This window comes from Actinomadura sp. ATCC 39365, assembly GCF_054392275.1.
In genome coordinates, this window is the sequence record NZ_CP184335.1 from 9,176,542 (window position 1) to 9,202,086 (window position 25,545).

Here is a 25,545-nt window from a genome sequence, read left to right on the forward strand (position 1 = left end):
GAAAGCCCGCACTGGATGAGCTTGGACTGGCCTCCGCTGCGGCCTGGTCGGCGATCGCGCAGGCGTACATCGCCCGGACGGCTCTGGGCGGCGGCCGACCTCGTCGATGTCGCGGGTCCTGGCGCATGTCGTGGTCGGGGCGCTTTGCAGGGCGTGCGGGTGGCCGAGCGGTTCGGGAGGCTCGGCTGCTCTGTCGACAAGCACGACCGGATCCAGGACGGCCACGTCGCAGGCCAGATCGCGCGGGCTCGTCCGGGACGGGCTGCCGGGACGGGCTGCCGGGCTCGGCGGTCAGAAACACCTCGCAGGGCTGGTGCGGCACTTCCTCCCGCCCGAACCGGTTTCGCAGCCGTCCCGATCGCAGCCGGCCGAACCACGGCGTGCCGAGCGGTTCGTAGTCGGCCTCCAGGGCAGCCCGGACGCTCACCCGGTCCAACCGCAGGCCGCGGCAGACCTGGCGGAGCACTTAGGCGGCGAACTGGACCAGTTCGATCACATGGCGGTCGGGGTCGAGCACGTACACCAGCCTCGCGCCGTCCCAGCGGCCCAGTTCGGGGGCGGACATGGTGACCGGCGTCGCGGTGAGCGGATGGAAGCCGGCCTCGGCGAGGCGGGCGAGCACCAGGTCGAGGTCCTGAACGCCCAGGGCGACGTGCCCGCCCCCAGGGCTGTTGACCGGCGGCGCGGTCGAGGCGGTGCCGGCCTCGCGGTACTCCAGCAGCTCGATCATCTGGCCACGGCCGGCGTCGAGCATGGCGTAGGCGAGCCAGGCGCCCTCGATGCCCGCGGCGCGGCCCTGCGCCTCGCCCGTCTCGAGCAGGGGCATGCCGAGCAGGTCGCGGTAGAAGGTGAGGGAGGCGGACAGGTCGGCGCAGGTGAGTCCGGCGTGGTCGAGGGTGGGTGTGGCGTTCATCGGGCGGCTCCGGTCGCGGGGTGGTGGAGGTGGTCGGGGACGGTGTCGCGGGCGAGCAGGTCGTCGATGCTCTCGGCCCGCCGTACCAGGTGGGCGTTTGTGCCGTTCACCAGCACCGTGGCCGGCCTGGGCAGCAGGTTGAGGTTGCTGGCGTTCGCGTCGTTGTAGGCGCCGGTGAAGCAGAAGGCCAGCAGGTCGCCGGGGCTCATGGCGGGCAGCGTGGCGGTGCGGGCGAGCACGTCCGACATGCAGGAGCGGCCGACGACGCGGACCTCGGCGCGGTCGCCCGTCTCGGGAAGGCGCACGGGGATCACCGGCGGACGACCGGCCTCGTCGGGGATCTCCGACAGGAACAGTTGCGTGGTGTCCGTCTCGTACCAGGTGAACGGGAAGGGCCGAGTCTGCCGCTTCACGTTGAGCAGGGTCGAAACGTGGATGCCGCAGGGGCCGAACAGCGAGCGGCCGGGCTCGACCTCCAGGACGCACTCTTCGAGGTCAAGGCCGCCCGACGCCAGGCCCTTGCCCAGGTTCTCGCAGACGACCTCGGCATGGCGTTCGATCGAGGGCGGGTCCGGTGGCACGAAGTCCGGATTCGCCCGGCCGAACCCGTCGACCGGCGGCGCGAATCCGCCGCCGATGTCTATGGTGCGAGGCGTCCAGCCGCCCCACAGTTCCGACACCTCCGCGGTCAGCTCACCGAACCGCCTGCTGTACCCGCCGATGACGGACAGGTCGGTGGTGTAGCGGCCCATGTGCATCATCACGCCGCTCACCCGTAGCTCGGGGGCGGTCAATGCGCGGCCGGCCTCGGCCAGGTCGTCATAGGGCAGGCCCGACTTGTACGTGCCGTAGATGTCGTTGATCGACACGCCGAAGGAGTCCATGCGGGCGTCGGTCTCGAAGTGGGGCCGCAGGCGCACCCGCAGGTCGGCCTGCTTGCCGAGGGCGCGGGCCGCCATCACCGCGAGTTCGATCTCCCGTACGTCGTCGACGGTGACGCGGACGCCGAGCGCCACGGCCCGCTCGATCGTGGTGCGGTCCTTGGCGGTGCCGTTGAGTGAGATCCGGCCGGGGTCGATGCCGGCCCTGACCGCGACCTCCAGCTCGCCGGCTCCGACCAGGTCGGCGCCGCATCCCTCCTGCGCGAGCACCCGTTGCAGCGCGAGCACAGGGTTGGCCTTGACCGCCGGAAGCACCAGCACCGCGCCATGAGGCCAGACCCGCTCGAAGGCGGCGCGGATGCGGCGGACCCGCCGGCGCAGGGCGGACTCGGAAACCACGAACAGCGGCGCGGGGAACCTCTCGACCAGGACGTCCACCGGCACCTCCTCGATCAGCAGACGGCCGGACTCCCGGCGGAGCATGCCGTCCGACAGCGCCACCGCCTCATCGTCGTAGGATTCGCTCATGCTGGTGAAAATAGTTGGCACACATCGAACAAGCAACTGATTCTCAACAGAACTACCCTGAAGGAACAGTTTTTTCGCTGAAGGACCTACCCGTGCCAGCGATGTGGTGCGTGAGTCGCCTCCGTGCTTCGATTGCCGAATGACCGATGCACCACCCGACAGCCGCGAACCACGAGATCGGCCCGTGCTGGACGAGATCGACCGGCGGATCATCGCCGAGCTGCAACAGGACGGCCGGCGGACCTATGGCCGCATCGCCGAGGCGGTCGGGCTCACCGAGGCGCCGACCCGGCAACGTGTCGCCCGTCTGACCAGGTCCAACCTGATCGAGATCGTGGCCATCACCAACCCGGGCGCCTTCGGATGCCGGCTGCGGGTCGCGGTCGGGCTGCGCTGCGCGGGCGACCTGGACGCGATCGCCGCGGCGATCGCACGGGTGGACGAGGTCGACTGGCTGGTCGCCACCGCGGGCCGCTACGACCTGATCGCCGAGCTGCGGTGCGTGGACGAGCAGCACCTGTACAGCCTGCTCACCGACCGGATCCGGGTGATCCCCGGGGTCCGCGACGTCGAGACCCTCCTCTACCTCAACCTGTTCAAGGCCGCGTACTCCTGGCCACCCGGCTCAGGCAGGCGGATTCCGGACGAGACGACCGGCGCCCGGCGGTGCCCCCGGTCCTGCCGGTGCTGACCGACAACGGGGAGGAGGTTCCGCTCGACGAGATCGACCGGCGGATCATCGCCGAGCTGCAGCAGGACGGCCGGCGGACCTATGGCCGCATCGCCGAGGCGGTCGGGCTCACTCTCGCGCCGGCCAGGCAGCGGGTGGCCCGCCTCATCGACACGGGCGTCATCAAGGTCGCGGCCATCGTCAATCCGAGCTCGGCGGGGCCTCTGCGCCGCGCCGCCATCGGCCTGCACTGCGAGGGTGACCTGGACGCGATCGCAGCGGCGATCACGCGGGTGGACGAGGTCGAGTGGCTCATGGCCACCGCAGGCGGATTCGACCTGATGGCGGAGGTCGGCTACATGGACGAGGAGCACCTCCACCGGCTGGTGACCGCCCGGATCCGCACGATCCCGGGCGTGCGCGGCGTCGAGATCCTGATCTTCCTGTCCATCTTCAAGGTCAGATATCCGTGGCCGCCCGGACTGGCGCACCGCCGGCCGGCCCACCCGTAGACAGCTGGACCGTACGGGCATCCTGTGCGGGGCGGCGGACGCGGAGCCTGGCGAGTCCGATGAGCAGCAGCGCGACCGAGGACCAGGCGGCCCAGTCGCCCAGGCCGGTGTAAAGGGTCGAGGCGCCCTGCTGCGGCAGCGCCGCGAACACCGTGTTCACGCCGGGCATGCCGCTGCGGCCTTCGGCCAGCACCCGTCCCCGGGTGTCGCTCACCGTGAGGAAGCCCTGGCGGGCCGCGCGTGCCACCGACAACCCGCTCTCCACCCCGCGGACCATCGCCATGCGGCTGTGCAGCCAGGCGTCGTCGTCGAAGTCCCAGGCGGGGGCGAGCAGCGCTGTCGCGCCGGCCTGGCGGTACTGCCGTACCAGCCAGGGGAAGTCGAGGTCCTTGCAGACGATCAGGCCCGTCGTGGTCGGGCCGAGCATGGTCAGCGTGCTGCCGGGCGTGAACTCCGACTCCAGCCCGGGAATCATGTGCTGTTTGTCGTAGCGGGCCCCGGACGGGTGGGCCAGCGCGCTGTTGGTCCGCGTCGCACCGGTCCCGAGCGCGACGCCGGCGACGACCGCCACTCCCGGCCTGGCCAGCGGCAGGCGGGCGGTGGCCGTCCCGAACGTCTTCTCCGGCAGCACCGCGATCTCGGCACCGCGGGCGGCGGCCGCGTCGACGGCCCGGCGGTAGCGCCGGAGCAGGTCGCGTCCCTGTGGGGAGTCCAGTTCGGCGGTGTCGCGCGGGTTGTCGGTGGAGATCAGCGCGATCTCGCGGCGCTGCCCGCCGTCGTGGCCGGTGCCGAGCCGCGCGAAGCCGTACGCGAGAGCGAGCGCCACCATCGCGCCCGCGGTCACCGCGACGGGGAGCCGGCGGGTCGCGCCCGGCGCGAGAAGCGCGGCCACGGCGGCTGGCACGAGCAGGAGCAGGAAGGTGATCCCCCAGACGCCGGCGACGGAGGCCGTCTGCAGGACGGGCAGCACGTCGGCCTGCGTATAGGCCAGGCTCCACCAGGCGCCGTGCGGTCCGGCCAGCGCCATCAGGTACTCGACGCCGACCCACAGCGCCGGTACGGCGAGCACGGCCGACAGCGGCCGCCGCCTGGCCAGCAGCGAACGGTGCAGCAGCACGCCGAGGCCGTACAGCAGCGCCGGCCCGGCGAGCAGGCCGGCCGCCACCGGGACGGGCGTCTCGAGCGATCCGGTGAAGTACGGCCACCACTGCAGCTGCCCGCCGAGCCAGGCGAGGGCGCCCGCGGCGAAGGCCGACCCTCCCCCCACCCGGGGCGCGGCGAGCAGCACGGGCAAGGGGGCGAGCCACGTCAGCCAGGCCACGGGGTGCAGGCCCGTGCCGAAGTGCAGCAGGACAGCCGAGGCGAGGGCCGCGGCGAGCGCGGTCAGGACACGTTTCATGGCCACGATGCTGCTCGCGGCCACCCCGGTGGCGCGTCAGTCGTGAGTGTGATCTCCGATGTCACTCTCACCGGCGACCACGAGGCCGCATTCGTAGGCGAACACCGCCGCCTGCACCCGATCCCGCAGGTCCAGCTTGGTCAGGATGCGGCTGACGTGCGTCTTGACCGTGTGCTCGGTGACCACGAGCGCGGCGGCGATCTCGGCGTTGGACAGTCCGCGGGCGACCAGCCTGAGCGTTTCGCGCTCCCGCTCGGTGAGCGCCTCCAGGCGTCCCGCCAGCCGCGGCATCGGGCCGTGAGCCGGCCGTCTGACCAGGCTCTCCAGCAGCCTGCGGGTGGCGGCGGGCGCCAGCAACGCCTCGCCGGCGGCCACGGTGCGCACCGCGTGCGCCAGCTCGTCGCGGCGGATGTCCTTGAGCAGGAAGCCGCTGGCCCCCGCGCGGACGGCGTCGTAGACGTACTCGTCCAGGTCGAACATGGTCAGGACGAGCACCTTGGCGGCGGTGGTCGCGCAGATCTCCCTGGTGGCCTCGATGCCGTTCCTGCCCGGCATCCGCACGTCCATCAGGACCACGTCCGGACGCAGCCGCTCGGCCAGGGCGATCGCCTCGTCACCGTCCGCCGCCTCGCCCACCACCAGCATGTCCGGCTGAGCACCGAGGATCAGGCCGAACCCGGCGCGGAAGAGATCCTGGTCGTCGGCGATGAGCACGCGCAGCATGCGCGCTATTCAAGCGGAAAGACGGCTCTGACAAGGAATCCGCCGTCCTGTCCCGGTCCCGCGGTGAGTGTCCCGCCGTACGCGGTCGCCCGTTCCCGCATGCCGATCAGGCCGTAGCCGCCGCCGTCGCGACGTGACCCGCCGCCCTCGTCGGCGATCTCGACGAGCAGTTCCCGCGCGGTCCAGCGCAGTCGCAGCCGTACGTTGCGCACCCCGGCGTGTTTGCGCACGTTGGTGAGGGCTTCCTGGACGATCCGGTAGACGGCGGCCTCCAGGCTGCCCGATATCCGCCGCCGCTCGCCTTCCACGGTCATGGCCACGTCCAGGCCGCTGCGTTCGGCCAGTGAGGCGAGTCCGTCCAGGCTCGGCTGGGCGGGCCCGAGGTCCTCCCCGGCCGGAACGTCCGACGCCCGCAGCGCCGTGAGCAGGCCGCGCAGCTCGGTGAGCGCTCCCCTGCCGGTGTCGGCGATCGCGTCGAAGACCGCCTCGGCCCGGGGCGCGTCGCTCCGTACGACCACGGGCCCGGCCTCGGCCTGAACGACCATCAGCCCGACGGCGTGCGTGATGATGTCGTGCATGTCACGAGCGATCCGCGCCCGTTCCTCCGCCACCGCGGCGATGTGCTCCTGTTCACGGCGACGGGCCCGTTCGGCCAGCTCCGCGGTGCGTGACCGGTTCGCCCGGGCGCTGGTGCCCAGCGCGTAGGCGGCCACGAAGGCGGTGCCGATCAGGCGGAAGATCTCGCTGTCCTCCCCGGCAGCGCCAGGGAGACACCGACGATGACGGCGATCGCCGGGATCGCGGCCAGGCGCTTCCACGTGGGACTGACGTCGGCGATGGTGTAGACGGCGACCAGCGGGCCGAACGGGAGGAACGGCTTCTCCCAGAAGACCATGACGGTCATCGCGGCGCCGACGAACAGCGCCACGGCCATGGGCGCGCGCCTGCGCCAGTAGACGGGCGCGGAGGCGAGCGCGCCCAGGGCGACGATCCACCACGCCTTCGGACCGGGCACCAGCAGCGGACCGAGGGTGGCCACGGTGGTGACCGCCGCGACCGCGACGTCGCCCCGCAGACCGGAGAACCTGGCGGCCCAGGGCGTCAGAACCCCGGCGGCGCGACTCACGCTGCTCATCCGGTCCTCAGAGGGTGTTGCTGCTGACATGCGGAAACTCCTTGAGGAACGCGATCAGCACCGCGCCGCGGGGTTCGTCCGGCCGGCGGTCCGCCTCTCGGGGTCAACTTCGTCTGGTGCGCCAGCGGGAGGTGCGGAAGCCGTCGGAGCGCTCCAGGAGGTAGGTCAGCCTGGCCGCCGTCTGGCGTACGCCGTCGTCGTGGCGGTGTCGTTTGTCGGGGGCGAGGCGGGAGCGCAGGTCGAGGATGTGGGCCAGCTGGCCGGCGACCTCCGAGACCAGCCGGTAGCGGATGCCGAAGGAGTGCAGGTCGCCGTGCACCTCGTCGACCAGGTCCTCGTCCACGTGCCGCAGCAGCGGTCTGAGCTTGGTGAGCAGTTGGGCGTCCATGCCGGCCACGGGCGCCCTGCGGCGGCTGTCGTCGGCCGGCACGGCGACCAGGGCGCGAATCCGTACGAATGCCAGCGCCCGCTCGGCGTCCGAGGTGGAGGGGTGTTCGGCGAGGTCCAGCAGGCGCCGCAGGGTCTCCTGCGTTTTGTCGTCGAACATGACGACAAGTCTATTCACTCCAGCTCAGGCGCTCTTCCGCAACGACCTCGGCCGAGCATCTCAGGGGTGGATCATGGGCGGGCGGGCGGCGGTGCACTGGTGGAGGGCGTTCGCCACCGCGTGGACGAGCGGCGCCTGGGAGACGTCCCAGACGAGGTTGAGACCGCTGTGGCTGCGGAGCGTGAGCCTGCCGTACCGCAGGACGGGCAGGCGGGCGTTGTTCTTGAAACGGCGGTCGGGGCCGCCGTTGACGTTGACGTAGCGCCAGGTGGAGTCCACGACCGTGCCGTCGCGTGGCACCGGGCCTCCTTCGATGAAGCGCGCGTGTTCCATGGCGACCTGGAGGTGCTGGTAGGCCAGGTCGGCGACGTGGCGTCCGTCACGGAACAGGACACGGTCGGGGAGGAAGTGCACCGACAGGCTGCCCGCGGTCAGGGTCGGGACGGCGACGTTGGTGATCAGGATCCGCGGTCCCGCCAACCGGGCCGAGGCGTTCAGCCTGCGCAGCAGGCTGGAGGCGCCGGCGTTCACCTTGAACTGGTAGGTGCTGGTGATCGCGCCGGACGCGGTGATCAGCCAGAACCCGTGGGCCCGCTGGAGGCCGGTGATCGAGCCGACGAGGTGATCGAAGCGCCGGGCGGCCTCGTCGGTCACGTCGTACATGACGACCACCGCGCGAGCCGCCCGGTCGCGCAGCGCCACCCACAGCACGCCGGGCAGCCCGACGGCGATGACGACCAGGCCGAAGCGTCCCGTCACCAGCCCCGCGAGGAGCAGCGCGGCCAGGGCGAACGGCCAGTACGCCCGGCGTCCTGCTGCCTTCTGCAACTGCTGGACGACGTCGCTCGGCCGGGCCGGGACCAGGCTGACCACGTCGTGCATGACCACGTCACGCTCGGGCGCGGTGGTGCGGTAGGAGATCGCGCCGCGTCCCATACGGACGACGTTGCCACGGGGGCTCATCCCCGCCCGAAGGCCCGGAATTCCGGTCGAGACCCCCAATCCGGCCTGGCTGAGGGTGAAACGGAACGGTCCAACCCTGAGGCTGGTACGCACATAGAAACCCACGATGGGGAATCCCCCGGCCCCGGGTCCCCGTTACCCGCGCCGGGCGCTGGAGACGTCCGCCTGGAGCAGCGCTTTCCAAGAAGGCCCCGTTATCGACCGTGGCCGGTCGATAACGGGGTCAAAGTACTACTTCAGCACGCCCACGGCGACAGGCGACTGGTTGCCCTGCGCGTCGACCGCGACGACCTCCGCGCGGTACTTCGCGCCGTCACGCTGGACCGGGACCGGAATGTCCATGGTGGCGGCGGCGGGCACCACGTCGAAGCGGTTCGCGACCTTGGTGTTGAGCACCTCGGCACCGTTGTCGGCGCGGGTGACGCGTACCTTGTAGTGGTACACCAACTCGTCGTCCTCGGCCTGTTCGACGCGCAGCGCGAGCCGGCCGTCCTTGCCGGTCTGGGCCGTCAGCGGGTGCTGGGACGTCCAGGCCGGGGCCGTGCGGTTGCGGTTGGCGTCGGTGTAGGTGAAGTTCTGCACGACCTGGGCGTCGGCGCCGGCCGTCCTGATCTCCCAGGACTTGCCGGCCAGCGTCCCGTCGCTCTGGAACGGGGGCTTCCAGTTCGCCGACCACTTCCCGCCGGTGTAGATGTCGTGGAGGTCGGCGTTGAGGTTGATGCGGTTGACGACGGTGCGGCCCCGGTAGACCTCGACGGCCAGCCCCTGGGCGGTGGGGGTCTCGAAGCGATTGGCCAGCTGCCCCTCCGCGTCGAGCATCTGGTAGCCGTGGTCGATCTCGATGTACGACGAGCTGCCGTCGTTGACCGCGGTGAAGTTCTTCTGGTGGATCGAGCGCGGGTCGTTCACGTTCAGGTGCGAGTGGCCCGAGAAGTAGACGGCGCGCGGGAACTTCGACAGATCCTCGGTCAGGCGCGGGTTGCTGGTCTGCTGGCCGTCCATCACGGTTCCCGGAGCCGGCCGGTGTCCCTGGACGATGATCGGCAGGTCGCGGTAGGCGGGGTCCGCGGAGATCTGGCCGAGTTGTTCACGCAGCCAGGTGGCCTGGGCCGGGGAGTAGTTCTCGGTGTTGACCGTGATCATCGGGACGCCCTTGACGTCCGTGCGGTAGTACCCGTCGCCGGAGTCGGGGAACCACTCCTTGGGGTAGCCCGCACGGAGCTCGGCCAGGGTCGCGTCGTGGTTTCCGTACGACATGAAGACCTGGGTGGCGTTCATGCCCTTGCGCGCGAGATTCTCCTTGAAGATGCGCGCGGTCAGCTGGTGGTCCTTGCCGCGGCCGTCCCAGTTGTCGTTGATCATGTCGCCGTTGGAGAGGATGGCGTCCGGGGTGCCCGTGACCGCCGCGATGGTGTCGAAGTAGGACGACCAGCGGTGGCGGTCGGCCTCGTAGTCGCCGATGTGAACGTCCGAGACGATCATCATGCGGGCGATCGGCTGCTCTCCCTCGCGAATGAGGTACCCCTCGGACTTGACGGCGCCGGCCAGGTTGCCCTTGAAGGCGCGTGCCGTCAGATTCGTGTCCTCGGTGATGCGGATCGGCTTGCCGGCGAAGGTCGGGCTGCTCTTCGTGGGAATGCTGCCGTCGGTGGTGTAGCGGATCGTCTCGCCCTGCCTGGCCCGCAGCTCGACGGAGACCGCCTGCTCGTACCGACCGCCGTCGACACTGAACGCCGGGGCCTGCGGCGTCCCGTTCGGGACGGCCGACGCGCTGTGTGCCGGCGGGAACAGCCCCAGACCGATGCCGACCGAGACTGCTGCGATGTTGCGCCAGACAGCCGGTTCTCGGCGAACGGTGAAGTCGGCATGTCGCATGTGGTGCTCCCCGATCTTGTCGCGGCGCGCTGGGCGCCGCGACACGTGCTTTAAAAGTGAACGACTTGAACCTGGAGCACCAAGGTGTACGGAAACGGCGACCTGCATGAAGTCCGCACGACCTGCAAGGTAAGAAGTGAACCTCCCACCCGCCGAGGGGTGACCTGGACAACCTTCTGATCGTCCGCGGGCGGGGCCATCGAGGTTATGTGGTGGCGGGCGTCATCGAGATGGACGAGTACGATCGCCGTCTGCGTGAGCGCGACAAGTGGGGGATCATCCCGCCGAGCGCCGGGCCGTTCGGGCGACCAGGCACCTCGTGACGGATCTGCGGGCCTGGTCAGGAGCGGTTCCCCGGCGGTAACCCAGTGCCTTCGAAGTGCCGTCTTCCGCGGTCTTCGCAGGTGACGCAAGATCCTTGGTGACCGAAGAGAACCATGGAAGAAGTCGTCAGGAGTGCCGTCGATGACCACGTCCTTCGCCGAGATCGAGAGCGAGTTCAACGCCTACATCGGTGCCATCCGGTACGCCACGATGGTCACCGTCGACGCCAGGAACCGTCCCCGCACCCGCATCCTCATCCCCGTCTGGGAGAACGTGGACGGGCAGCCGCGCGGCTGGCTGGCCACCTACCGGACCCCGGTCAAGGCGGCCCACCTGGCGGGCAATCCGCACACCTCCTTCTCGTACTGGAAGCCCGGCAACAGCTCGGTCGCCATCGAGGCCACGGCCTCCTGGGACGACGACCTGGCGACCAAGCGCCACGTCTGGGACCTCTACCGGGCGACCAGCCCGCACGGGGCCGGTTACGACCTCGGGGCGTTCTGGCGGTCGCCCGCCGACCCCGCGCTGCACGTCCTCCGCCTGGAACCCTGGCGCGTCCAGGTGATCCGCGGCACCGACCTACGCAGCCGCATCTGGACGCCTCCGGCATGACCCGAGCACGAATGGCCGCGGGTGGGGCCTCGACCCATAGGATCACCCGATATGTCGGTATTTCCTTCCCGCTGCGGACGGGCAAGGGTCACCATCGCCCTGTCCTTGGCCGTCCTCGCCGGGCTGGGCACAGCCGTCTACCTGGCGGTACGCACCGAAGGATCGCCTGAGCAGACGGCGACCGCGTTCCTGACGGCCTGGCGACGCGGCGACCTCCCGGCGATGAGAGCCCAGGTGGTGGAGCCACCCCGGGACTTCGAGGACGTCTACGACGCCTTCACCCGCGGCTCCCGGGCCAGGCGGATCACCGTCGAGGAGATCCGCCTTCGCCCCAAGGCCCATCTGAACTTCGGAGAGAGCGCCACCTACTTCGCCACGTTCTCCGTCCTCCTCGACGGCCCGGTTCCCTACAGGTACGAAGGACAACTGGAGATCATCGACTTCGACCGCGCCTGGAAGATCGTTTGGGGACCGAACACGGTCCATCCCGACCTGCAGGAGATCGGCTCCAGCGAGGTGCGGCAGATCCGCGTCGTGCCCCGGCGCGACGGCTCCTCCCAGCTGGTCCTGCTGGAGCGGCGAGTCGATGGAGAGGGAGGACCGCTCTTCGCCGGCGAAGGACTCAGGCTGGCGGCGGAGCTGGCCGAAGCCGGGCCTCGCCGGTGAAGGCGGGTTCGTCGCACGTCGCCAGGAGACCGGCGGCGTGGGTGAAGGCCGCGGACCGGTCCCGGAGGAGGGCGGCGAGCTCGGGAGAGTCGACCACCTCGAAGGGCCATCGCACCCAGAGCAGGCCGCCGGCGAGGACCTCGAGGCGTACGTCGGCGATGCGCCAGTGTGTCGCCGCCTGCCCGGTGGCGGTGGTCGTCGGGGCGAAGTCCGTGGCGAAGCCGCCCATGTACGCCTGCACCTGCTCGATCGGGGCGTGGATCAGGATCGTCGCCGTGTGCCGGCGGGGCGGAGCGCCGAGCCGGCTGGTGACGAACGCGACCGGGTCGCCCCCGGGGACCTCCTCCGGCTCGAAGCGCACGCCCGTCGCCGACGCCCCCGTGATCCGGTCGACGCGCAACACCCGCCAGCCGCGGTCGAGGTCGCGGCAGACGAGGAACCAGCGGGTCTGCCGGGGCACCAGGGCGACGGGCTCGACGTGGCACGGGGACTCCCGTCCGGTGTCGGCCCCCTCCGTGCTCATCACGCGCAGCCGGACCCGCTCGGCGTCCCGGCACGCCAGCGCCAGGACCGCCAGCACGCCGGCGTTCAGCGGCGCCGGATAGGCGCCGGCCACGGCGTTCGGCGTGCCGCCGAACGCGACCGAGGAGCGCAGCGCCCGCACCCGCCGGCGCACCGCGGGGGCATGACCTGCTCCATCTTGGCCAGGGCGGTGAGCGCGACCTCGCCGCCGCCGGCGGCGCCGTTGGCGGCCGACGAGGCCAGGGCGGCGGCCACGGCGAGCGCCTCGTCCGGGGTGAACACCAGCGGCGGCAGGTCGCTGCCCGTGGACAGCCGGTAGCCGCCGTCGGGGCCGCGACGCGCCTCGACGTGGTAGCCGAGGCGCCGCAGCCGCTCGACGTCCCGCCGGAGCGTGCGGCCGTCGACGCCGAGGCGGCCGGCGAGCTCGCCGCCGCTCCAGGACCGGCGGGCCTGCAGCAGCTCCAGCAGGCGCAGCGCCCGCCCGGTCGTGGTCTGTTCCGGCATACTCACCGAGCCTAGTAGGAAGTGGACAGATATTGCCCTAAATGCTCCCTAGGTTGGAGTTCGGGCCGGACGGACCGGCACCACTTCCCTGAGGTGAGTCACCTTGAGCATCCTTGTCACCGGCGCGACCGGCGCCGTCGGCCGTCACCTTGTCACGACCCTGCTCGCCCGCGGCGCCGCCGTACGCGCGCTGACCCGCAAGCCCGACGACGCTGGCCTGCCGGCCGCGGTCGAGGTGGTGGCCGGCGACCTGGCCGACGCCACCACGCTCGGGCCGGAGGTGTTCGCCGGCGTCGATCGCGCCTTCGTCTTCCCCGCCGAGGGGGTGGAGGCGTTCGTCGCCGCGGCCACCGCCCGCGGCGTCCACCGCTTCACCGTGTTGTCCTCGCTCGCCGCCGCGCAGGAGTTCCGGCGCGACCACGGCTCGGCGAGCCAGCTCCATCACACGGCGGTCGAGTCCGCCGTGACCTCGCGCGCCGACGCCTGGACGATCCTGCGTCCCGGCACGTTCGCCGGCAACCTGCTCTCCTGGGCCGGGCAGATCCGCTCCGGCGCACCGATCCGGGCGCCCTACCTCGCCTCGGCGCAGGCCCCGATCCACGAGTACGACATCGCCGAGGCCGCCGCCGAGACCCTGCTCTCCGACGATCACGTGGGGGCGGCGATCCCGCTCACCGGCCCGCGGGCCCTGACCCGCGCCGAACAGGTGGCGATCATCGGCGAGACCCTGGGACGGGAGATCCCGCTGGTGGAGATCATGCCGGCGGAGTTCCGTGCCGAGACCGGGCGGTTCATCCCCGAGCCCGTCATGAAGATGCTGCTCGACTACTGGCAGGACACCCTCACCGTCCCCGACGTCCCGCGTCCGGTCACCGCGGTGACCGGACGGCCGGGCCGCACGCTCGCGGAATGGGTCGCCGACCACCGCGCGGACTTCACGGCCGGTTGACGCCGGCGAGGACCCGCCACCGCCGGGCAGGTCACGGCCTCCGGGCGAGGGGTTCGTCGAAGATCATGGTGTCGCCGAGCGGCCAGCCGGGGTCGCCGGTGCGGGCGAAGCGCACCCAGGCGGCGTGCATCGCGTCGGCCAGCGCCTGCGGCGCGCCCGGTCCGGCCGTGCGGGCGACGCCGGGCGCGTCCAGCACGTCGAAGACGAAGGGCAGGTCGAGGTTGTGCACCGCGCCCACGCGTCCGCCGCCGGCCGGGCTCTCGACGGGCGACTCCCATCGGAACTCGTAGGCGTAGGCGGGCCTGGCCTCGCGGATCCAGTGCGTCTCGCGGGTGAACAGGTGCCGGGTGACGGCGCGTCCGACCCGCTCGGCCGGGGTGAGGCCGGGTTCGTCCACCTGGACGCCGAGGTGGTCGAGCGCCGCCCGCGCGGCGGCCTCGTCGAGCCCGGCGGCCAGGCCGCGGACGAACACGTCGGTCTCCTGGGACGTGCAGCCGACCAGCAGCGGAAGGTGCCCGCTCGCGCCCGCGCGCAGGGCGTCCAGCGGGACGGCCGGGATCAGGTCGCCGTCGACGACCGGCTTGACCGGCACCGAATCGTTCAGCCCGCCGGAGCCGCCGGTCAGCGGCGGCGGCTGTGCGGCGACGAGCGCCTCGGGGGGCAGCGCGGCGAAGGACGCCCTGGTCGGGGCGATCCCCAGGCGGGCGGCGAGCGCCCTGGCGTGGTCGCGGGCCTCCTGCTCGCCGGCGACCAGGGTGGCCGAGCCGCTCATCACGATCGCGCGCCGGAACAGCCCTTCGGCGCGGGGCATGGTGAGCAGCGTCGCGACGGCCGCGGCGCCCGCCGACTGCCCGGCGATCGTCACGTTGCCGGGGTCACCGCCGAAGGCCGCGATGTTGTCGCGCACCCACTCCAGCGCGGCCAGCCAGTCGAGCACGCCCCGGTTGAGCGGGGCGTCCTCCAGGGCCAGGAAGCCCTCGAAGCCGAGCCGGTAGTTGACGGCCACGCACACCACGCCGTCGCGGGCGAAGCGGTGGCCCTGGTGCCAGGCCGCCCCGTTGCCGCCGATGGAGAACGCGCCGCCGTGGATCCAGACCAGGACGGGCAGCCCCGCCTCGCCGTTGCCGGGGGTGCGCACGTCGAGGTTGAGGCAGTCCTCGCCGGTCTCGAAGACGTCGGGCGCGTACAGGCCGATGTCCGCACCGGCTGCCTGCGGGGCGGCGGGGCCGCGCGTGACGGCGGGCCGCACGCCGTCCCACGGCGGTGGCGGGACGGGCGCGCCGAAGCGGTGCTCGCCGAAGGGCGGGGCGGCGTACGGCACGCCGAGGAAGGCCAGGCCTCCCTCCTCCGCCCTGCCCTCGACCAGCCCGGACGTGGTACGGACGATCATGCGCGACGCCATCCGGCCGTCCCTTCGACGATTCTGACGGCCGCCCGGGTGAGCGGTTCGAGTCCGTCCTCGTACACCTTGTCGAGGGTGTCGGCCGAGTCGAACAGGTACATGGGAGCCGACAGGAAGTGCACCAGCGGCACCCCTTCGGGGTGGAAGAAGGCTCCGTCGGTGGGCGGCATCGGGGAGAAGGCGTCCGGCGGCAGCACGAACGAGCGTCTCAGGTCCTCCGCGACGAGGGCCGCCGCCACCAGGCTCTCCAGCTCCGGCTGCCGGGTGGTGAACCACCAGCCGGGTTCGGGGTCGCCGGTGGGGACCAGCTCGCCGTCCACGACCACGCACCGCCGGGCGGCGTGCTCCAGGTGGAGCTGGAGCACGACGTCGCCGAGCAGGCCGCGGTGCTGCTCGATGAAGGCCCGGGTGCCGGCGGCGTGCGCCATGTGCCCCGCGGTCAGCAGGAAGAGCAGGTTGTGCGGCCGGTCCCGCTCAGGCACGGCCGCCCAGTACCGGGCGGCGGCCAGCACCAGCGCGATCCCCGAGGCGTCCTCGACCGCCGAGGCCCAGGGCGCGTCGTGGTGCGAGCCGATGATCACCCACTGGTCGGAGCGGCCGGGAAGCGTGCCGATCACGTTGTGCGAGACGGCCGGGCCGGTCTCCGACTCGACGGTGAGCGTGCCCGTGCAGGGGCCCGCGTCGACCAGGTCGAGCACCCGCCGCGAGTCGCCGCCCGACAACCAGACGGCCGGCAGGTCGCGGTGCACGGCGTCGTAGGGCACGTAGTAGTCGCGGGTCTCCCACGGCACCCCGGTCAGCGCGCCCGCGAACGCGGCGGCGCCGCCGTCGATCACGCCCTGGAGCACGTCGAGGTAGTCGAGCTGGAACGGCAGCGTCTGGACCAGGTCGTCGAAGACGCCCTCCGGGTCGTGCACGGCCGTCGCCAGGTCCCTGACGTAGGACTGCGGCAACTCGGTGAAGGCGTACTCGGGCACGACGATCGCGCCCGGCACGACCTCGCGGCTGACCGGCGCGGTCACGGTCGCCTTCGGCGTGGTGTACGGCAGCGCGGACGCCGCCACCCGCACGACCCGCGACGGGTCGGCATCCAGGCACACCACCAGGGACGCCGTCACCGGCCGCCAGACGGGCAGCTCGACCGGCGCGAGCCGGACGTCGCGCAGCCCGAACTCGGTGAGACGCCCGGCGGCCCACGCGGCGGTCCAGTCGTCGGCCGGGTAGCCGGGACGCCGGACGCCGCGCGCGGTGACCGTCTCGATCCACTCCATCATCCGCGCGGCGCCGGGGATCAGGTCCTGGATCATCGTTTCAGCCCTCCGAAGGTGAGCCCCGCCACGTAGTAGCGCTGCAGCGCGACCATGAGGACGAACGGCGGCACGGCGGTGACCAGCGCCGCGGTGGTGGTCAGGTGGTAGGTGACGCCGACCTCGCTCTGGAAGTTGGCCAGCCCCACCGGCAGCGGCCACAGCTCCTGCTCGTTGGCCACGATCAGCGGCCACAGCAGGTTGTCCCACTGCGCCAGGAAGTGCACCAGGAACAGGGTGATGAGCGCGGGCCGCAGCAGCGGCACGGCGATGCGCGCGAAGATGCGGAACTCCCCCGCGCCGTCGACCCGCGCGGCCAGCAGCAGCTCCTTCGGGATGCCGAGGGCGAACTGGCGCACCAGGAAGACGCCGAACGCGCTGATCATGCCCGGCACCATCATGCCCTGGAACGTGTTGACCCAGCCGAGCTCCTTCACGATGAGGAAGACCGGGATGACCATGACCATCGGGGTGAGCGCGAGCGTGCCGACCACCAGCGCGAACAGGACGCGGCGGCCGGGGAAGGACAGGTGGGCCATGGCGTGCCCGGCGGCGGCCGAGAAGATCACGTCCAGGACGCCGGTGCCGACGCACAGGATCAGGCTGTTGCGCAGGTACGTGGGCAGGTTGCCCGCGCCGAACAGCGCCCCGATGTTCTCGGGCAGGTGGAAGCCGTTGAAGACCAGCCCGCGCAGGTCGGTGTCGTCGGGCGCCGAGGCGACGACGAGCATGGCGTAGACCGGCAGCAGCATGAACCCGACCGCGACGATCAGCCAGACGGCGCGCAACACCCTCATTCGTCGCCGCCCTTCAGGAACGCGAACTGCAGCGCCGAGACGATCACCATGGCGACCAGCAGCACCATGCCCATGGCCGCGGCGTAGCCCATGTGCTCGTAGGGGAAGGCGTTGGCCCAGATGTAGTACGGCAGCACCTGGGTGGCGTCGGCGGGCCCGCCGCCGGTGAGCAGGAAGGCGGGCACGAACGCCTGCATCGATCCGGCGACCGAGATGACCAGGACGAACAGCAGCGTCCTGCGCAGCAGCGGGAGCGTGATGCGGGTGAACGTGGTCACCGGCCCCGAGCCGTCGATGGCGGCGGCCTCGTACACCTCGCCGGGCAGCGCCTGCAGGCCGGCGGTCAGGATGATCACGAACAGCCCCATGCTCTTCCAGACGACCATCACGACCAGGGCCCAGATGGCCAGGCCGGAGCTGGTCAGCCAGGACTGCGGGGGGATCCCGGCCAGGCCGAGGAGGGTGTTGGCCAGGCCGCGGTCGGAGTAGATGATCACCCAGACCATGGACGTGGCGGCGAGCGGCATCACGGCCGGGATCATGACGAGCGCCCTGAGCCAGCGGTTGAGCCGTCCCGGCCTGCTCAGCGGCACGGCCACCAGCAGGGCCAGCACGATCGTCGGGACGACCGTGCAGACCGTGTAGACGACGGTGATCCACGCCGAGTTGAGGAAGCCGGGGTCGGCGAACATGCGCTCGTAGTTGGCCAGGCCGATCCAGTTGGGCGTCCCGGCCATCTCGTAGTCGGTGAAGCTGAGATAGATCGCGGACAGGAACGGGACCAGCCAGAACACCACGAAGAAGACGGCCACCGGAAGGGTCAGCGCCACGCCCGCCGTGGCCTGCGGCCGGGCCCTGACCCCGCCGAGCACTCCGCCGAGCAGCCCGCCGGACACCCCGCCGGGCCGGGCGCCGAGCACGCTCACAGGACCGGTCGCACGGTGGCGTCGAAGGTCGCCGCGGCCTGGGCCGGGGTCGCCTTGCCGTGGGCGACGGAGTCGACGGCGCCGGACGCGGCCTTGGCCAGTTCGAGCGCGCCGGGGATGATCGGGCCGAAGTCGACGTGCGGCAGGCTGTCGGCGACGATCTCCATGATCTCGGACTTGCCGCGCGGCCCGGCCTCGCGCCAGCCCTTGGTCGGGATGATGATGCCGTTGTCGAGGTTGGCGGCCACCGACGGGGCGCCCTGGAGGTAGTTGACCAGGTGCCAGGCGGTGAACTGGTTGGGCGAGTCCTTGGCCACGCCCCAGCCCCACGTGTAGGCGGGGACGACGGACGGCCCACCGGCCCAGGTGGGCATGGGCGCGACGCCGTACTGCTTGCCGAAGGTGAGTTTGTCCTTGCCCAGCTTCTCCAGCGCGGGGCCGAGGAAGGCGCCGCTGACGACCATGGCGGCCTGACCGGAGTAGAACAGGCCGAGCGCGCCCAGCGGGTTGGAGAGCTTGGGATTGCCGAGACCCGACATGTACGTCAGGGCGGCGATGCCCTGCTCGGTGGCCAGCGACGCCTTGCCGCCGCCCGCCGCGACGAGCTCGCCGCCCTTGCCGCGGACGAGGGCGGTCAGCGTCATGAGGGCCCACTGCGGATCGCCGTAGAGCCACTGCAGGCCGACCCGCGCCCGGTCGGCCGAGGTCAGCTTGGCGCTGTACTCGGCGACCTCCTCCCAGGTCGCCGGGGGCTTGTCGGGGTCGAGCCCGGCCTGCTCGAACCGGTCCTTGCGGTAGTAGAGCAGGCAGGGGTTGAAGTCGATGGGCACGCCGTAGGGCACGTCCTGGTAGGTGAGCGGGGTGGTCGTGCCCGGCTCGTAGTTCCCCAAGGGGAGGGCCTTGGTGTCGACGGGGGCGAGTCGCTGCTTCTTGGCGTGGGCGGGGAAACTCCAGTGGCCGATCTTGAAGACGTCGGGCGGGGCGCCGCCGCTGAAGGCGGTCAGCAGTTTGGCGTCGAGCTGGCCCACGGGCAGGTAGAGCAGCTTGACGTCGACCTTGAACTCGGCGATGTAGCGGTGCACGAGCTCCTGGAACTGCTGGCCGGTGTCCTGCGAGCCGTGCAGCCAGACGGTGACCTCGCCGTGCGGCCCGGCGGCCGCGGCCTGCTGCCGGGGCTGGTCCTTGCCGCATCCGGCGAGCAGGGTGAGCGCGCCGGCGGCGAGGAGCCCGCGCCGCGTCAGATCCGCCATGGTGGTTCTCCTAGGTGAGGTTCTTGAGCGCCTGGTTCTGCCAGGCGGTGTTGGTGGGGAGCTCGGGGGCGCTGCCCGCGAACGCCCCGCGGGCCTGGGCGTCGGCCTGGAGCCGGTACCTCAGCCAGGCGGTCACGTAGCCGAGGAAGGCCCCGCCGGTGTTCTGGATGTCGTTGTGTCCCGCGCCCTTGAGCAGCGCCCGGCCCGCCCCGGCGGTGGCCTGGTCGTAGTAGCCCTGCACGGTCGCGGCCGAGGAGATCAGCCAGTCGTCCGCGCCGCTGAGGAAGAGCACCGGGCAGGTCAGGGCGGCGACGGAGAACTCGTCCCCCGGGCTGGCCATCCACTGCGCGGGCACGGCGATCGGCACGACGGTCTTGATCAGCCCGGCGGAGTGGTTGGCCGCGTTGACGACCCCGCCCGCGCCCTGGGAGTGGCCGACGGCGCCGATCTGGGCGGTGTTCAGCTTGCCGTGGAAGACGCTGGCGGGGTCGGCGTCCAGGCCGGCGAGGTGCTGGGCGGCGGCGAGGATCTCGGCGCCGGTGCCCGTGGTGGTGTCGGTGGAGGCGACCACCGCGAAGCCCCAGGAGGCCAGGTGGTTGAGCAGCCCCGGATAGTTGTCGGGGGTGGCCCACGAGCCGTTGCCCCACGTGACGATCGGGTGGGTGACGCCGCCCGCGCCGAGGTTCGAGGGGTAGTAGAGCCGGTGGCCGCCCGAGGTGCCGGTGGCGACCGGCCACGGACCCGTCGCCTTGTAGATGGTCTCGATGGTGGAGGCGGCGTCGGCCGCGGTGGTCCAGGACAGGAATCCGGCCGACACGAGGCCGAGCGCCCCTGCCCGCAACGCCTGCCGACGAGTGAAGTTCTCCATGGTCACCTCGTGGGATATTTGGAGACGTGAACGTCTCCTAAGAGAGGGAAGTACGATCGGTGAGCGATGTCAAGAGACGAACAGAAGGAAGTTCCGGCGGCCCGGCCGCTTCCCCGGGGGCGGCACGGGCTCTCCCCCGACACGGTGCGCGAGTCGCAGCGCGACCGCCTCGTGGAGGCCATGTTGCGGCTCGTCGCCAGGCGCGGCTACGCCGCCACGAGCGTGCCCGACGTGATCGCCGCCGCGCGGGTCTCGCGCAACGCCTTCTACGCCCAGTTCACCGACAAGGAGGCGTGCTTCCTCGCCGGCTGCGAGCGCGACCTGCCCGAGATGATCGACTCGATCCGCGCGGCCGCGTCGGGGGCGGGCGACCGCTGGCGCGTGGCGCTGCGGCTGGGCCTGGCCGCCTACCTGCGGTGGTGGCAGGAGCGCCCGGAGTACGCGCAGGCGTACTTCGTGGAGTTGCCCAGGGCGGGCGAGCGGGCCGTCGAGCAGCGTGACAGCGCCTACCGGCCCTTCCTGGACATGCTGGCGGCGCTGGCCGCGCGGGCCAGGCTGGAGGACCCCTCGCTGCCGCCGCTGCGCGCCGCGATCCCCCGGCTGATCGTCTACGGCACCACCGAGTTCATCGCCTCGGAGGTGCGCGCGGGCCGCGCCGCCACGCTGACGTCGTCGGCGGACGACCTCTACCACTACACGGTCGCCCTGCTCGCCGGCCCCGATCACGGCATCGGGACCACCCCTTCCGCCTGAACCCGCCAGCCCTCGGGGAAGCAGCCCGACGCCGCCATGTGGGCGACGGCGGCCAGCAGGCCGCCGTTGCCCGGCAGGTAGAGGGGCAGCAGGCCGGGCCACTGGTGGTTGTGGCCGCTGGGCAGGTAGGTGTTCTTCGGGGCGTCCATCAGCAGCGCGTCCACGGCGGTGCCGGGCTCGCCGAGCCGGGCCGCGCACATGGCGAGCATCGGGAAGTCCCAGCCCCAGGCGCTGTCCCAGTCCCAGTCGGCGAGCACGTCGTGCAGGGTGGCCCGCATGGTCTCGGGGTCGATCAGCGGGGTGGGCGGCACGAACCCGAGCGCGCCGGTCATCGAGGGATGGTCGGTCCTGACCGTGTACGGCTCCACGCCGATGGCCGCGTACACGCCGTCGCGCACCAGCGGACGGGCCAGGCCGTCCAGCACCCGCGCCCACTCCGGGTCGGGATCGAGGCCGAGCAGGCCCCGCCACCGCTGGGCCGTCGCCAGCCCCCACCACCAGTAGGCCAGCTCGAACGCGGGATCCCGCACCGACCTCCTGGACTCGTGGTAGGACTCCTGCGCCGGTACCAGCGGCGGCCCCAGGTGCCCGCCGGCCGCGAAGGAGGCCATGAACTCGGCCGTCTCGAACACCAGGTCCCGGTACTCCTCCAGCGCCCCCGGGCGGATCCGGCGGAGCAGCTCGGCGAAGTGGATCAGGTGCGGCTGCTGCCAGACGATGAAGGCGCCGATCTCGCTCGGGCTCTCCCTGCCCTCCGGCCCCACCTGCTTGGGCCAGCGGGCGCCGCGGAACCCCTGCCGCGCGGCCGTGGCCCTGGCCCGCGGCAGGATCGAGCGGTACCACGGCAGGCTCCGCTCCAGCAGCTCCGGCCGGCCCCACAGGGCGAAGTGGGCGGCGTGCCACCAGTGCATCTCCAGGTGGAACTTGCCGCTCCAGGAGTTGACGGCCAGCCCGGTCTCCTGCGGCGGGGTGGTGCCGGCGCAGTTGACCGCGGTGAGGTACTGCGAGAGCACGACCCGGCGTTCGAGCTCGGGCGCCCGCGGGTCGGCGCTGCCCTCGAAGCTGACCGCGCCGCCGCGCGTCCAGAACCGCTCCCAGTGGGCGGCGGCGGCCGTACGGACCTGGGAGAAGGACGGCAGAGCCGTGCCGACGGGGTGCCGGGCGAACTCGACGACCAGCTCCAGTTCCTCGCCCTGGATCAGGTACACGTGGGGGGCGGGCGAGGTGAACCGCGCCGGTCCCGTCCACTCGGCGGCCACGTGGTAACCGTCCTGGTCCAGGACGCGGGTGAAGTCGCAGCGCGAGCCGCGCCGCGCGCACGTGGTGGTGTGCCGGTCGGGGCTGTCCCAGTCGGCGGTGGTGTGCCAGCCGTCGCTGGCGTAGGGGAAGGCGATCCTGATGCCCGTGCCGCCCACGACGCGTACGGCCAGCAGGTCGCGCTCGGGATGACAGACCGTCTCCACCTCGTGCGGCCGGCCGCCCAGCTCGAAGGAGCTGGACAGCGTGCCGGTCCACAGGTCGAGGGTCTGCGCCGACCTGCCGATCGCATCGGCCTCGCCGGCGTCCAGGCCGATCCGGCCGAGATGCAGGCGGTGCGGGTTCACGTGCAGCCAGCCGCCCGCCTCGGTGGCCGGATAGAGGTCGGGATAGCCGACGCCGTCGTAGTCGGTGAGCGCGTCCGCCAGCACGTGGCCCTTGGGGTTGGGCATCGTGTGCCAGCCCCACTGCGCCTGCGTGCCGAGCGGCGCGAACGTCTGGAGCCCGGTGGCGTCGGCGGTGAAGGCGAACTCGCCGTTGCCGACGGTCAGCGGGCACCCGGCGTCGGCGACGTTGTGCCGGCGCACGAGTGCCCTTCTGTCCATGCTCACGCACACCCCGGCGTGCCGGCGGCGCGCTGCTGGCGCATGGTCGTCACGTCGCCCGCGACGGCCGACTGGGCCATCGGGCCGAGGTCGAGCACGACGTCGGTGAAGGCGAGCGACGCCTTGCGCATCACCGGCAGGTCGATCGCCTCGGCGCCGAACTGCGGCGAGAACAACGTCTTGGGCGCGGCGATGGGCGCGATGACGGGCAGCAGGTGCTGGTTGTACGGCGTGCCCTCGCCGCCGAAGCTGCAGTGGCGCGGCACGGTGGCGAGGTCGGCCGCCGACAGGCCCTTGAGGATCGCGGTGCGCCGCACGTCCCAGTACTCGATGTGGCCCTTGACCAGCTCGCGCAGCGGCGTGCTCTCGCTGACGGGGACCCACAGCAGCTCGGTGAGGGTGGGGCTGGCGACGAGCTGCTTGCCCGGCAGGCCGTTCGGCCTGGCGACCGCGTCGTAGCGCCTGGCGCCGAGGTGTTCGAGCACGACGACGGAGGAGACCTTGCCCTGGTCGTACTCGGCGTCGAGCTGGGCGGCGAGCTGGCCGGCGCCGCCCTCGCGGACGTCGGGACCGGTCAGGTGCTGGTAGAGGTGGCCGGTCACGAACGCGAACTGCACGGTCCGCGGACGGCACTCCACCGGCAGCGACGACAGGTAACGGGCCATCTCGATCATGGTGAGCGGGCCGTTGTCCCACACCGGGCTCATGCCGTCGGTGTGGCTCTCCACCACGATCTTCTGGGCGCTCCCGCCGGGAAGCGTGGCGAGCAGGGTGCGGGTCGTCGTCGGCGTCCAGGCCGCGTTCACCTTCAGCGACGCCTGGACCGGCTGCCCCGCGGCCAGCGCGTCCTTGATCTGCTTGCCCTGGTCGGCGCCGACGTACGCGCCGGGCACGCCGTACGGCAGGCCCTCGTAGGGCGCGTACATGTCCTTGATCTGGGCGTGCGGCAGCTGGCTGACCTCGATCACGCCCAGCGCGCCCGCGGCGGCGGCCGCCTTGAGGTCGGCGTCGGCCGCGGCCGGGGCCTCCATCGACTCCGAGCCGAGCAGGTTGATCGTCATGCCCGGGTCGTACATGGAGTAGCCGAGGGTGGGCGGATAGAACAGTAGGTTGGGCACGCTGGTCCAGGGCAGGTCCCGGACGACGATCTTCCCGGCGGCGTTGGCGGCGGTGATGTTCGTCCCCGCGGCCAGGTGGACGAGCGGCGCCGAGACGCCGCCCGCGCCGGTGGAGGAGGAGAACGGCACGGGCGCGGCGACCTGCACGGACGTGCCGCCGACGGTGAGCCCGGTGCCGAGGTCGTCCCAGCGGTCGATGGTGTAGGGCAGGGAGGAGAGCTGCAGGCCGGGGATGGCCGCCATCTCCTGCTCCAGCCAGTCGACGTAGCCGGCGTGCGCGGCCGAGCCGGTCGGCCTGGGCCCGAACGTTCCCTGCCGCGTGGCCAGGGCGCTCAGGCGGGCCTCGGAGGCGAACGCGGCCGGGTCCACCCGGACCGGGCAGGCCGTGGCGGACGCCTGGGCCAGGGCCGGTTGCGCGGGCGCGACCAGCGGGAGGAGAAGGGCGAGGAGAGCGAGTCGTCTCACGTGGGGGGTCCTTCCATCGAATCGTTTTAATGCATGGCCCGCGACAGTCCCCCGAGGCGCGGGACGGTTCTCAGAGTCGGGGCGGTCCGGTGGTTCCGCGGACGATCAGCGTGGGCGACACCGACGACGCCACCGACCGCGTGCGTCCCTCGATGCGCTCGACGAGCAGGCGCGCGGCGGTCGCCCCGATCACCCGTCCGTCCTGGTCGACGCTGGTGAGCGAGATGCGCTTGAGCGAGGCGATGCCGATGTTGTCGTACCCGGCGACGGAGAGGTCCTCCGGCACCGACAGGCCGGCCTCGTCGGCGGCGCGCAGGACGCCGAGCGCCGCGATGTCGGCCCCGGCGAAGATCGCGGTGGGCCGTTCGTCGCGGGCGAGCAGTTCCCGCGCGCCCTCGAAGCCGCCCTCCTCGGTGAAGGAGGTGGCCAGCACGTCGTCGGCGAGCCCGTGGGCGCGCATCGCCTGGCGGTAGCCTTCGGCGCGCACCATGTGCGGCAGTCCCTGGGCGCGGGCCCGCTCCAGGTGGGTGATGTGCGCGATGCGGGTGTGCCCGAGCCCGACCAGGTGGTCGACCACGAGCCGGGCCCCCATCACGTCGTCGTCGACGACCGCGTCGTGGTCCGCGGCGCCGCCGTGCCGGCCCACCACGACGACCGGGACGGCCGCCGCGATGGCGGCGAGTTCGGCGTCCGTCATGACCGGCGAGATCAGGATGAGCCCGTCCATGCTCCGGTCGATCATGGCGTCGGTCATCCTGGCCTGCGTCTTGGGCTCGATGCCGCCGGGCCCGAGCAGCACCTGGTACTCGGTGTCGCCCAGCCGGCCGGTGATGCCCTCGATGATGTCGGGGAAGAACGGGTTGCGGGTGTCGGAGAGCATGACGCCGAGGGTGTAGGTGCGTCCGCGCAGGGCGCGGGCCGCGGCGTGCGGGCGGTAGCCCAGCTCGTCGATGGCCTGCCGCACCTTGGCCTGCATCTCCGCGCTCACGCCGTACGCCCCACGCACCACCTTCGACACGGCGGCCGTGGACACCCCGGCCCGCCTGGCCACATCGGCGATCGTCACCCGTCCGC

Annotated in this window: 26 protein-coding genes; 6 read left to right on the top strand and 20 right to left on the bottom strand. The window is 72.0% G+C overall.

Going from position 1 to position 25,545, the window contains the following annotated elements; all coding sequences use genetic code 11:
- Positions 1 to 466: 466 nt before the first annotated feature.
- Entirely contained in the window at positions 467 to 913 is a 447-nt protein-coding gene (locus tag ACNF49_RS44225; protein WP_357978706.1) for a VOC family protein, read from the bottom strand.
- The gene (locus ACNF49_RS44230; protein ID WP_482941467.1) at positions 910 to 2,322 is read right to left on the bottom strand and encodes a diaminopimelate decarboxylase family protein; all 1,413 of its coding nucleotides are present in this window, start codon (positions 2,320 to 2,322) and stop codon (positions 910 to 912) included. The genes ACNF49_RS44225 and ACNF49_RS44230 overlap by 4 nt, the downstream gene beginning before the upstream one ends.
- Before the next feature lie 139 nt (positions 2,323 to 2,461).
- Here ACNF49_RS44230 and ACNF49_RS44235 point away from each other — a divergent pair, with 139 nt between their 5' ends.
- Both ACNF49_RS44235 and ACNF49_RS44240 read left to right on the top strand, forming a co-directional pair.
- Entirely contained in the window at positions 2,462 to 3,013 is a 552-nt protein-coding gene (locus ACNF49_RS44235) for an Lrp/AsnC family transcriptional regulator (RefSeq protein WP_482941468.1), read from the top strand.
- Positions 3,007 to 3,504, top strand: a complete 498-nt coding sequence (locus tag ACNF49_RS44240; protein WP_482941469.1) for an Lrp/AsnC family transcriptional regulator — start codon at positions 3,007 to 3,009, stop codon at positions 3,502 to 3,504. Before ACNF49_RS44235 ends, ACNF49_RS44240 begins: the two co-directional genes overlap by 7 nt.
- Here ACNF49_RS44240 and ACNF49_RS44245 read toward each other — a convergent pair.
- The 7 genes from ACNF49_RS44245 to ACNF49_RS44275 all read right to left on the bottom strand — a co-directional run bounded on the left by ACNF49_RS44245 (position 3,452) and on the right by ACNF49_RS44275 (position 10,146).
- Entirely contained in the window at positions 3,452 to 4,903 is a 1,452-nt protein-coding gene (locus ACNF49_RS44245; protein ID WP_482941470.1) for a hypothetical protein, read from the bottom strand. The two genes, ACNF49_RS44240 and ACNF49_RS44245, sit on opposite strands and share 53 nt — an antisense overlap.
- A gap of 36 nt (positions 4,904 to 4,939) precedes the next feature.
- Positions 4,940 to 5,626: a response regulator gene (locus ACNF49_RS44250; protein WP_482941471.1), complete on the bottom strand. Its 687-nt coding sequence runs from the start codon at positions 5,624 to 5,626 to the stop codon at positions 4,940 to 4,942.
- A gap of 5 nt (positions 5,627 to 5,631) precedes the next feature.
- On the bottom strand, positions 5,632 to 6,339 hold the full coding sequence (locus ACNF49_RS44255; RefSeq protein WP_482941472.1) for a sensor histidine kinase: 708 nt from the start codon (positions 6,337 to 6,339) through the stop codon (positions 5,632 to 5,634).
- 14 nt (positions 6,340 to 6,353) lie between these two features.
- Positions 6,354 to 6,761: a DUF7134 domain-containing protein gene (locus tag ACNF49_RS44260; protein ID WP_482941473.1), complete on the bottom strand. Its 408-nt coding sequence runs from the start codon at positions 6,759 to 6,761 to the stop codon at positions 6,354 to 6,356.
- Positions 6,762 to 6,864: 103 nt separating this feature from the next.
- Positions 6,865 to 7,308, bottom strand: a complete 444-nt coding sequence (locus tag ACNF49_RS44265) for a hypothetical protein (protein WP_357978717.1) — start codon at positions 7,306 to 7,308, stop codon at positions 6,865 to 6,867.
- A gap of 60 nt (positions 7,309 to 7,368) precedes the next feature.
- A complete protein-coding gene (locus ACNF49_RS44270; RefSeq protein ID WP_498703462.1) occupies positions 7,369 to 8,376 on the bottom strand; it encodes a DUF4236 domain-containing protein in 1,008 nt (335 codons plus the stop codon).
- Positions 8,377 to 8,502: 126 nt separating this feature from the next.
- Positions 8,503 to 10,146, bottom strand: a complete 1,644-nt coding sequence (locus ACNF49_RS44275; RefSeq protein ID WP_482941474.1) for a chitobiase/beta-hexosaminidase C-terminal domain-containing protein — start codon at positions 10,144 to 10,146, stop codon at positions 8,503 to 8,505.
- Positions 10,147 to 10,611: 465 nt separating this feature from the next.
- Here ACNF49_RS44275 and ACNF49_RS44280 point away from each other — a divergent pair, with 465 nt between their 5' ends.
- Both ACNF49_RS44280 and ACNF49_RS44285 read left to right on the top strand, forming a co-directional pair.
- Positions 10,612 to 11,082: a pyridoxamine 5'-phosphate oxidase family protein gene (locus tag ACNF49_RS44280; RefSeq protein ID WP_357978721.1), complete on the top strand. Its 471-nt coding sequence runs from the start codon at positions 10,612 to 10,614 to the stop codon at positions 11,080 to 11,082.
- A gap of 51 nt (positions 11,083 to 11,133) precedes the next feature.
- Positions 11,134 to 11,748 (top strand): NTF2-like N-terminal transpeptidase domain-containing protein, encoded by a 615-nt coding sequence (locus ACNF49_RS44285; protein WP_482941475.1) that lies wholly within the window; start codon positions 11,134 to 11,136, stop codon positions 11,746 to 11,748.
- On the opposite strand, the gene ACNF49_RS44290 is transcribed toward ACNF49_RS44285, so the two are convergent.
- Positions 11,705 to 12,424, bottom strand: coding sequence for a helix-turn-helix transcriptional regulator (locus ACNF49_RS44290; RefSeq protein ID WP_482941476.1), 720 nt, complete (start codon positions 12,422 to 12,424; stop codon positions 11,705 to 11,707). The genes ACNF49_RS44285 and ACNF49_RS44290 overlap by 44 nt on opposite strands.
- Positions 12,337 to 12,774: a helix-turn-helix transcriptional regulator gene (locus ACNF49_RS44295; protein ID WP_482941477.1), complete on the bottom strand. Its 438-nt coding sequence runs from the start codon at positions 12,772 to 12,774 to the stop codon at positions 12,337 to 12,339. Before ACNF49_RS44295 ends, ACNF49_RS44290 begins: the two co-directional genes overlap by 88 nt.
- Positions 12,775 to 12,877: 103 nt before the next feature.
- On the opposite strand from ACNF49_RS44295, the gene ACNF49_RS44300 reads away from it, so the two are divergent.
- A complete protein-coding gene (locus tag ACNF49_RS44300) occupies positions 12,878 to 13,723 on the top strand; it encodes an SDR family oxidoreductase (RefSeq protein WP_482941478.1) in 846 nt (281 codons plus the stop codon).
- A 31-nt stretch (positions 13,724 to 13,754) separates the two neighbouring features.
- Here the strand turns inward: ACNF49_RS44300 and ACNF49_RS44305 are convergent, their stop codons facing one another.
- The 6 genes from ACNF49_RS44305 to ACNF49_RS44330 are packed head-to-tail and all read right to left on the bottom strand — an operon-like array spanning position 13,755 to position 20,273.
- On the bottom strand, positions 13,755 to 15,113 hold the full coding sequence (locus ACNF49_RS44305) for a carboxylesterase/lipase family protein (protein ID WP_482941479.1): 1,359 nt from the start codon (positions 15,111 to 15,113) through the stop codon (positions 13,755 to 13,757).
- Entirely contained in the window at positions 15,110 to 16,432 is a 1,323-nt protein-coding gene (locus ACNF49_RS44310) for a M28 family metallopeptidase (protein WP_482941480.1), read from the bottom strand. The genes ACNF49_RS44305 and ACNF49_RS44310 overlap by 4 nt, the downstream gene beginning before the upstream one ends.
- Positions 16,429 to 17,229: a carbohydrate ABC transporter permease gene (locus ACNF49_RS44315; RefSeq protein ID WP_357978733.1), complete on the bottom strand. Its 801-nt coding sequence runs from the start codon at positions 17,227 to 17,229 to the stop codon at positions 16,429 to 16,431. The genes ACNF49_RS44310 and ACNF49_RS44315 overlap by 4 nt, the downstream gene beginning before the upstream one ends.
- On the bottom strand, positions 17,226 to 18,155 hold the full coding sequence (locus tag ACNF49_RS44320) for a carbohydrate ABC transporter permease (RefSeq protein WP_357978735.1): 930 nt from the start codon (positions 18,153 to 18,155) through the stop codon (positions 17,226 to 17,228). Before ACNF49_RS44320 ends, ACNF49_RS44315 begins: the two co-directional genes overlap by 4 nt.
- Entirely contained in the window at positions 18,152 to 19,405 is a 1,254-nt protein-coding gene (locus tag ACNF49_RS44325; RefSeq protein ID WP_357978737.1) for an ABC transporter substrate-binding protein, read from the bottom strand. The genes ACNF49_RS44320 and ACNF49_RS44325 overlap by 4 nt, the downstream gene beginning before the upstream one ends.
- A 10-nt stretch (positions 19,406 to 19,415) precedes the next feature.
- On the bottom strand, positions 19,416 to 20,273 hold the full coding sequence (locus tag ACNF49_RS44330) for a poly(ethylene terephthalate) hydrolase family protein (RefSeq protein WP_482941481.1): 858 nt from the start codon (positions 20,271 to 20,273) through the stop codon (positions 19,416 to 19,418).
- Positions 20,274 to 20,339: 66 nt separating this feature from the next.
- Between ACNF49_RS44330 and ACNF49_RS44335 the strand changes: the two genes are divergently transcribed.
- Entirely contained in the window at positions 20,340 to 21,026 is a 687-nt protein-coding gene (locus ACNF49_RS44335; protein ID WP_482941482.1) for a TetR/AcrR family transcriptional regulator, read from the top strand.
- On the opposite strand, the gene ACNF49_RS44340 is transcribed toward ACNF49_RS44335, so the two are convergent.
- The 3 genes from ACNF49_RS44340 to ACNF49_RS44350 form a co-directional block, all read right to left on the bottom strand.
- Entirely contained in the window at positions 20,996 to 22,888 is a 1,893-nt protein-coding gene (locus ACNF49_RS44340; RefSeq protein WP_482941483.1) for a hypothetical protein, read from the bottom strand. The genes ACNF49_RS44335 and ACNF49_RS44340 overlap by 31 nt on opposite strands.
- Before the next feature lie 2 nt (positions 22,889 to 22,890).
- Complete coding sequence (locus tag ACNF49_RS44345) at positions 22,891 to 24,471, bottom strand: zinc-binding metallopeptidase family protein (protein WP_357978744.1); 1,581 nt, start codon at positions 24,469 to 24,471, stop codon at positions 22,891 to 22,893.
- A gap of 70 nt (positions 24,472 to 24,541) precedes the next feature.
- Positions 24,542 to 25,537, bottom strand: coding sequence for a LacI family DNA-binding transcriptional regulator (locus tag ACNF49_RS44350; RefSeq protein ID WP_482941484.1), 996 nt, complete (start codon positions 25,535 to 25,537; stop codon positions 24,542 to 24,544).
- Between the last annotated feature and the right edge of the window lie 8 nt (positions 25,538 to 25,545).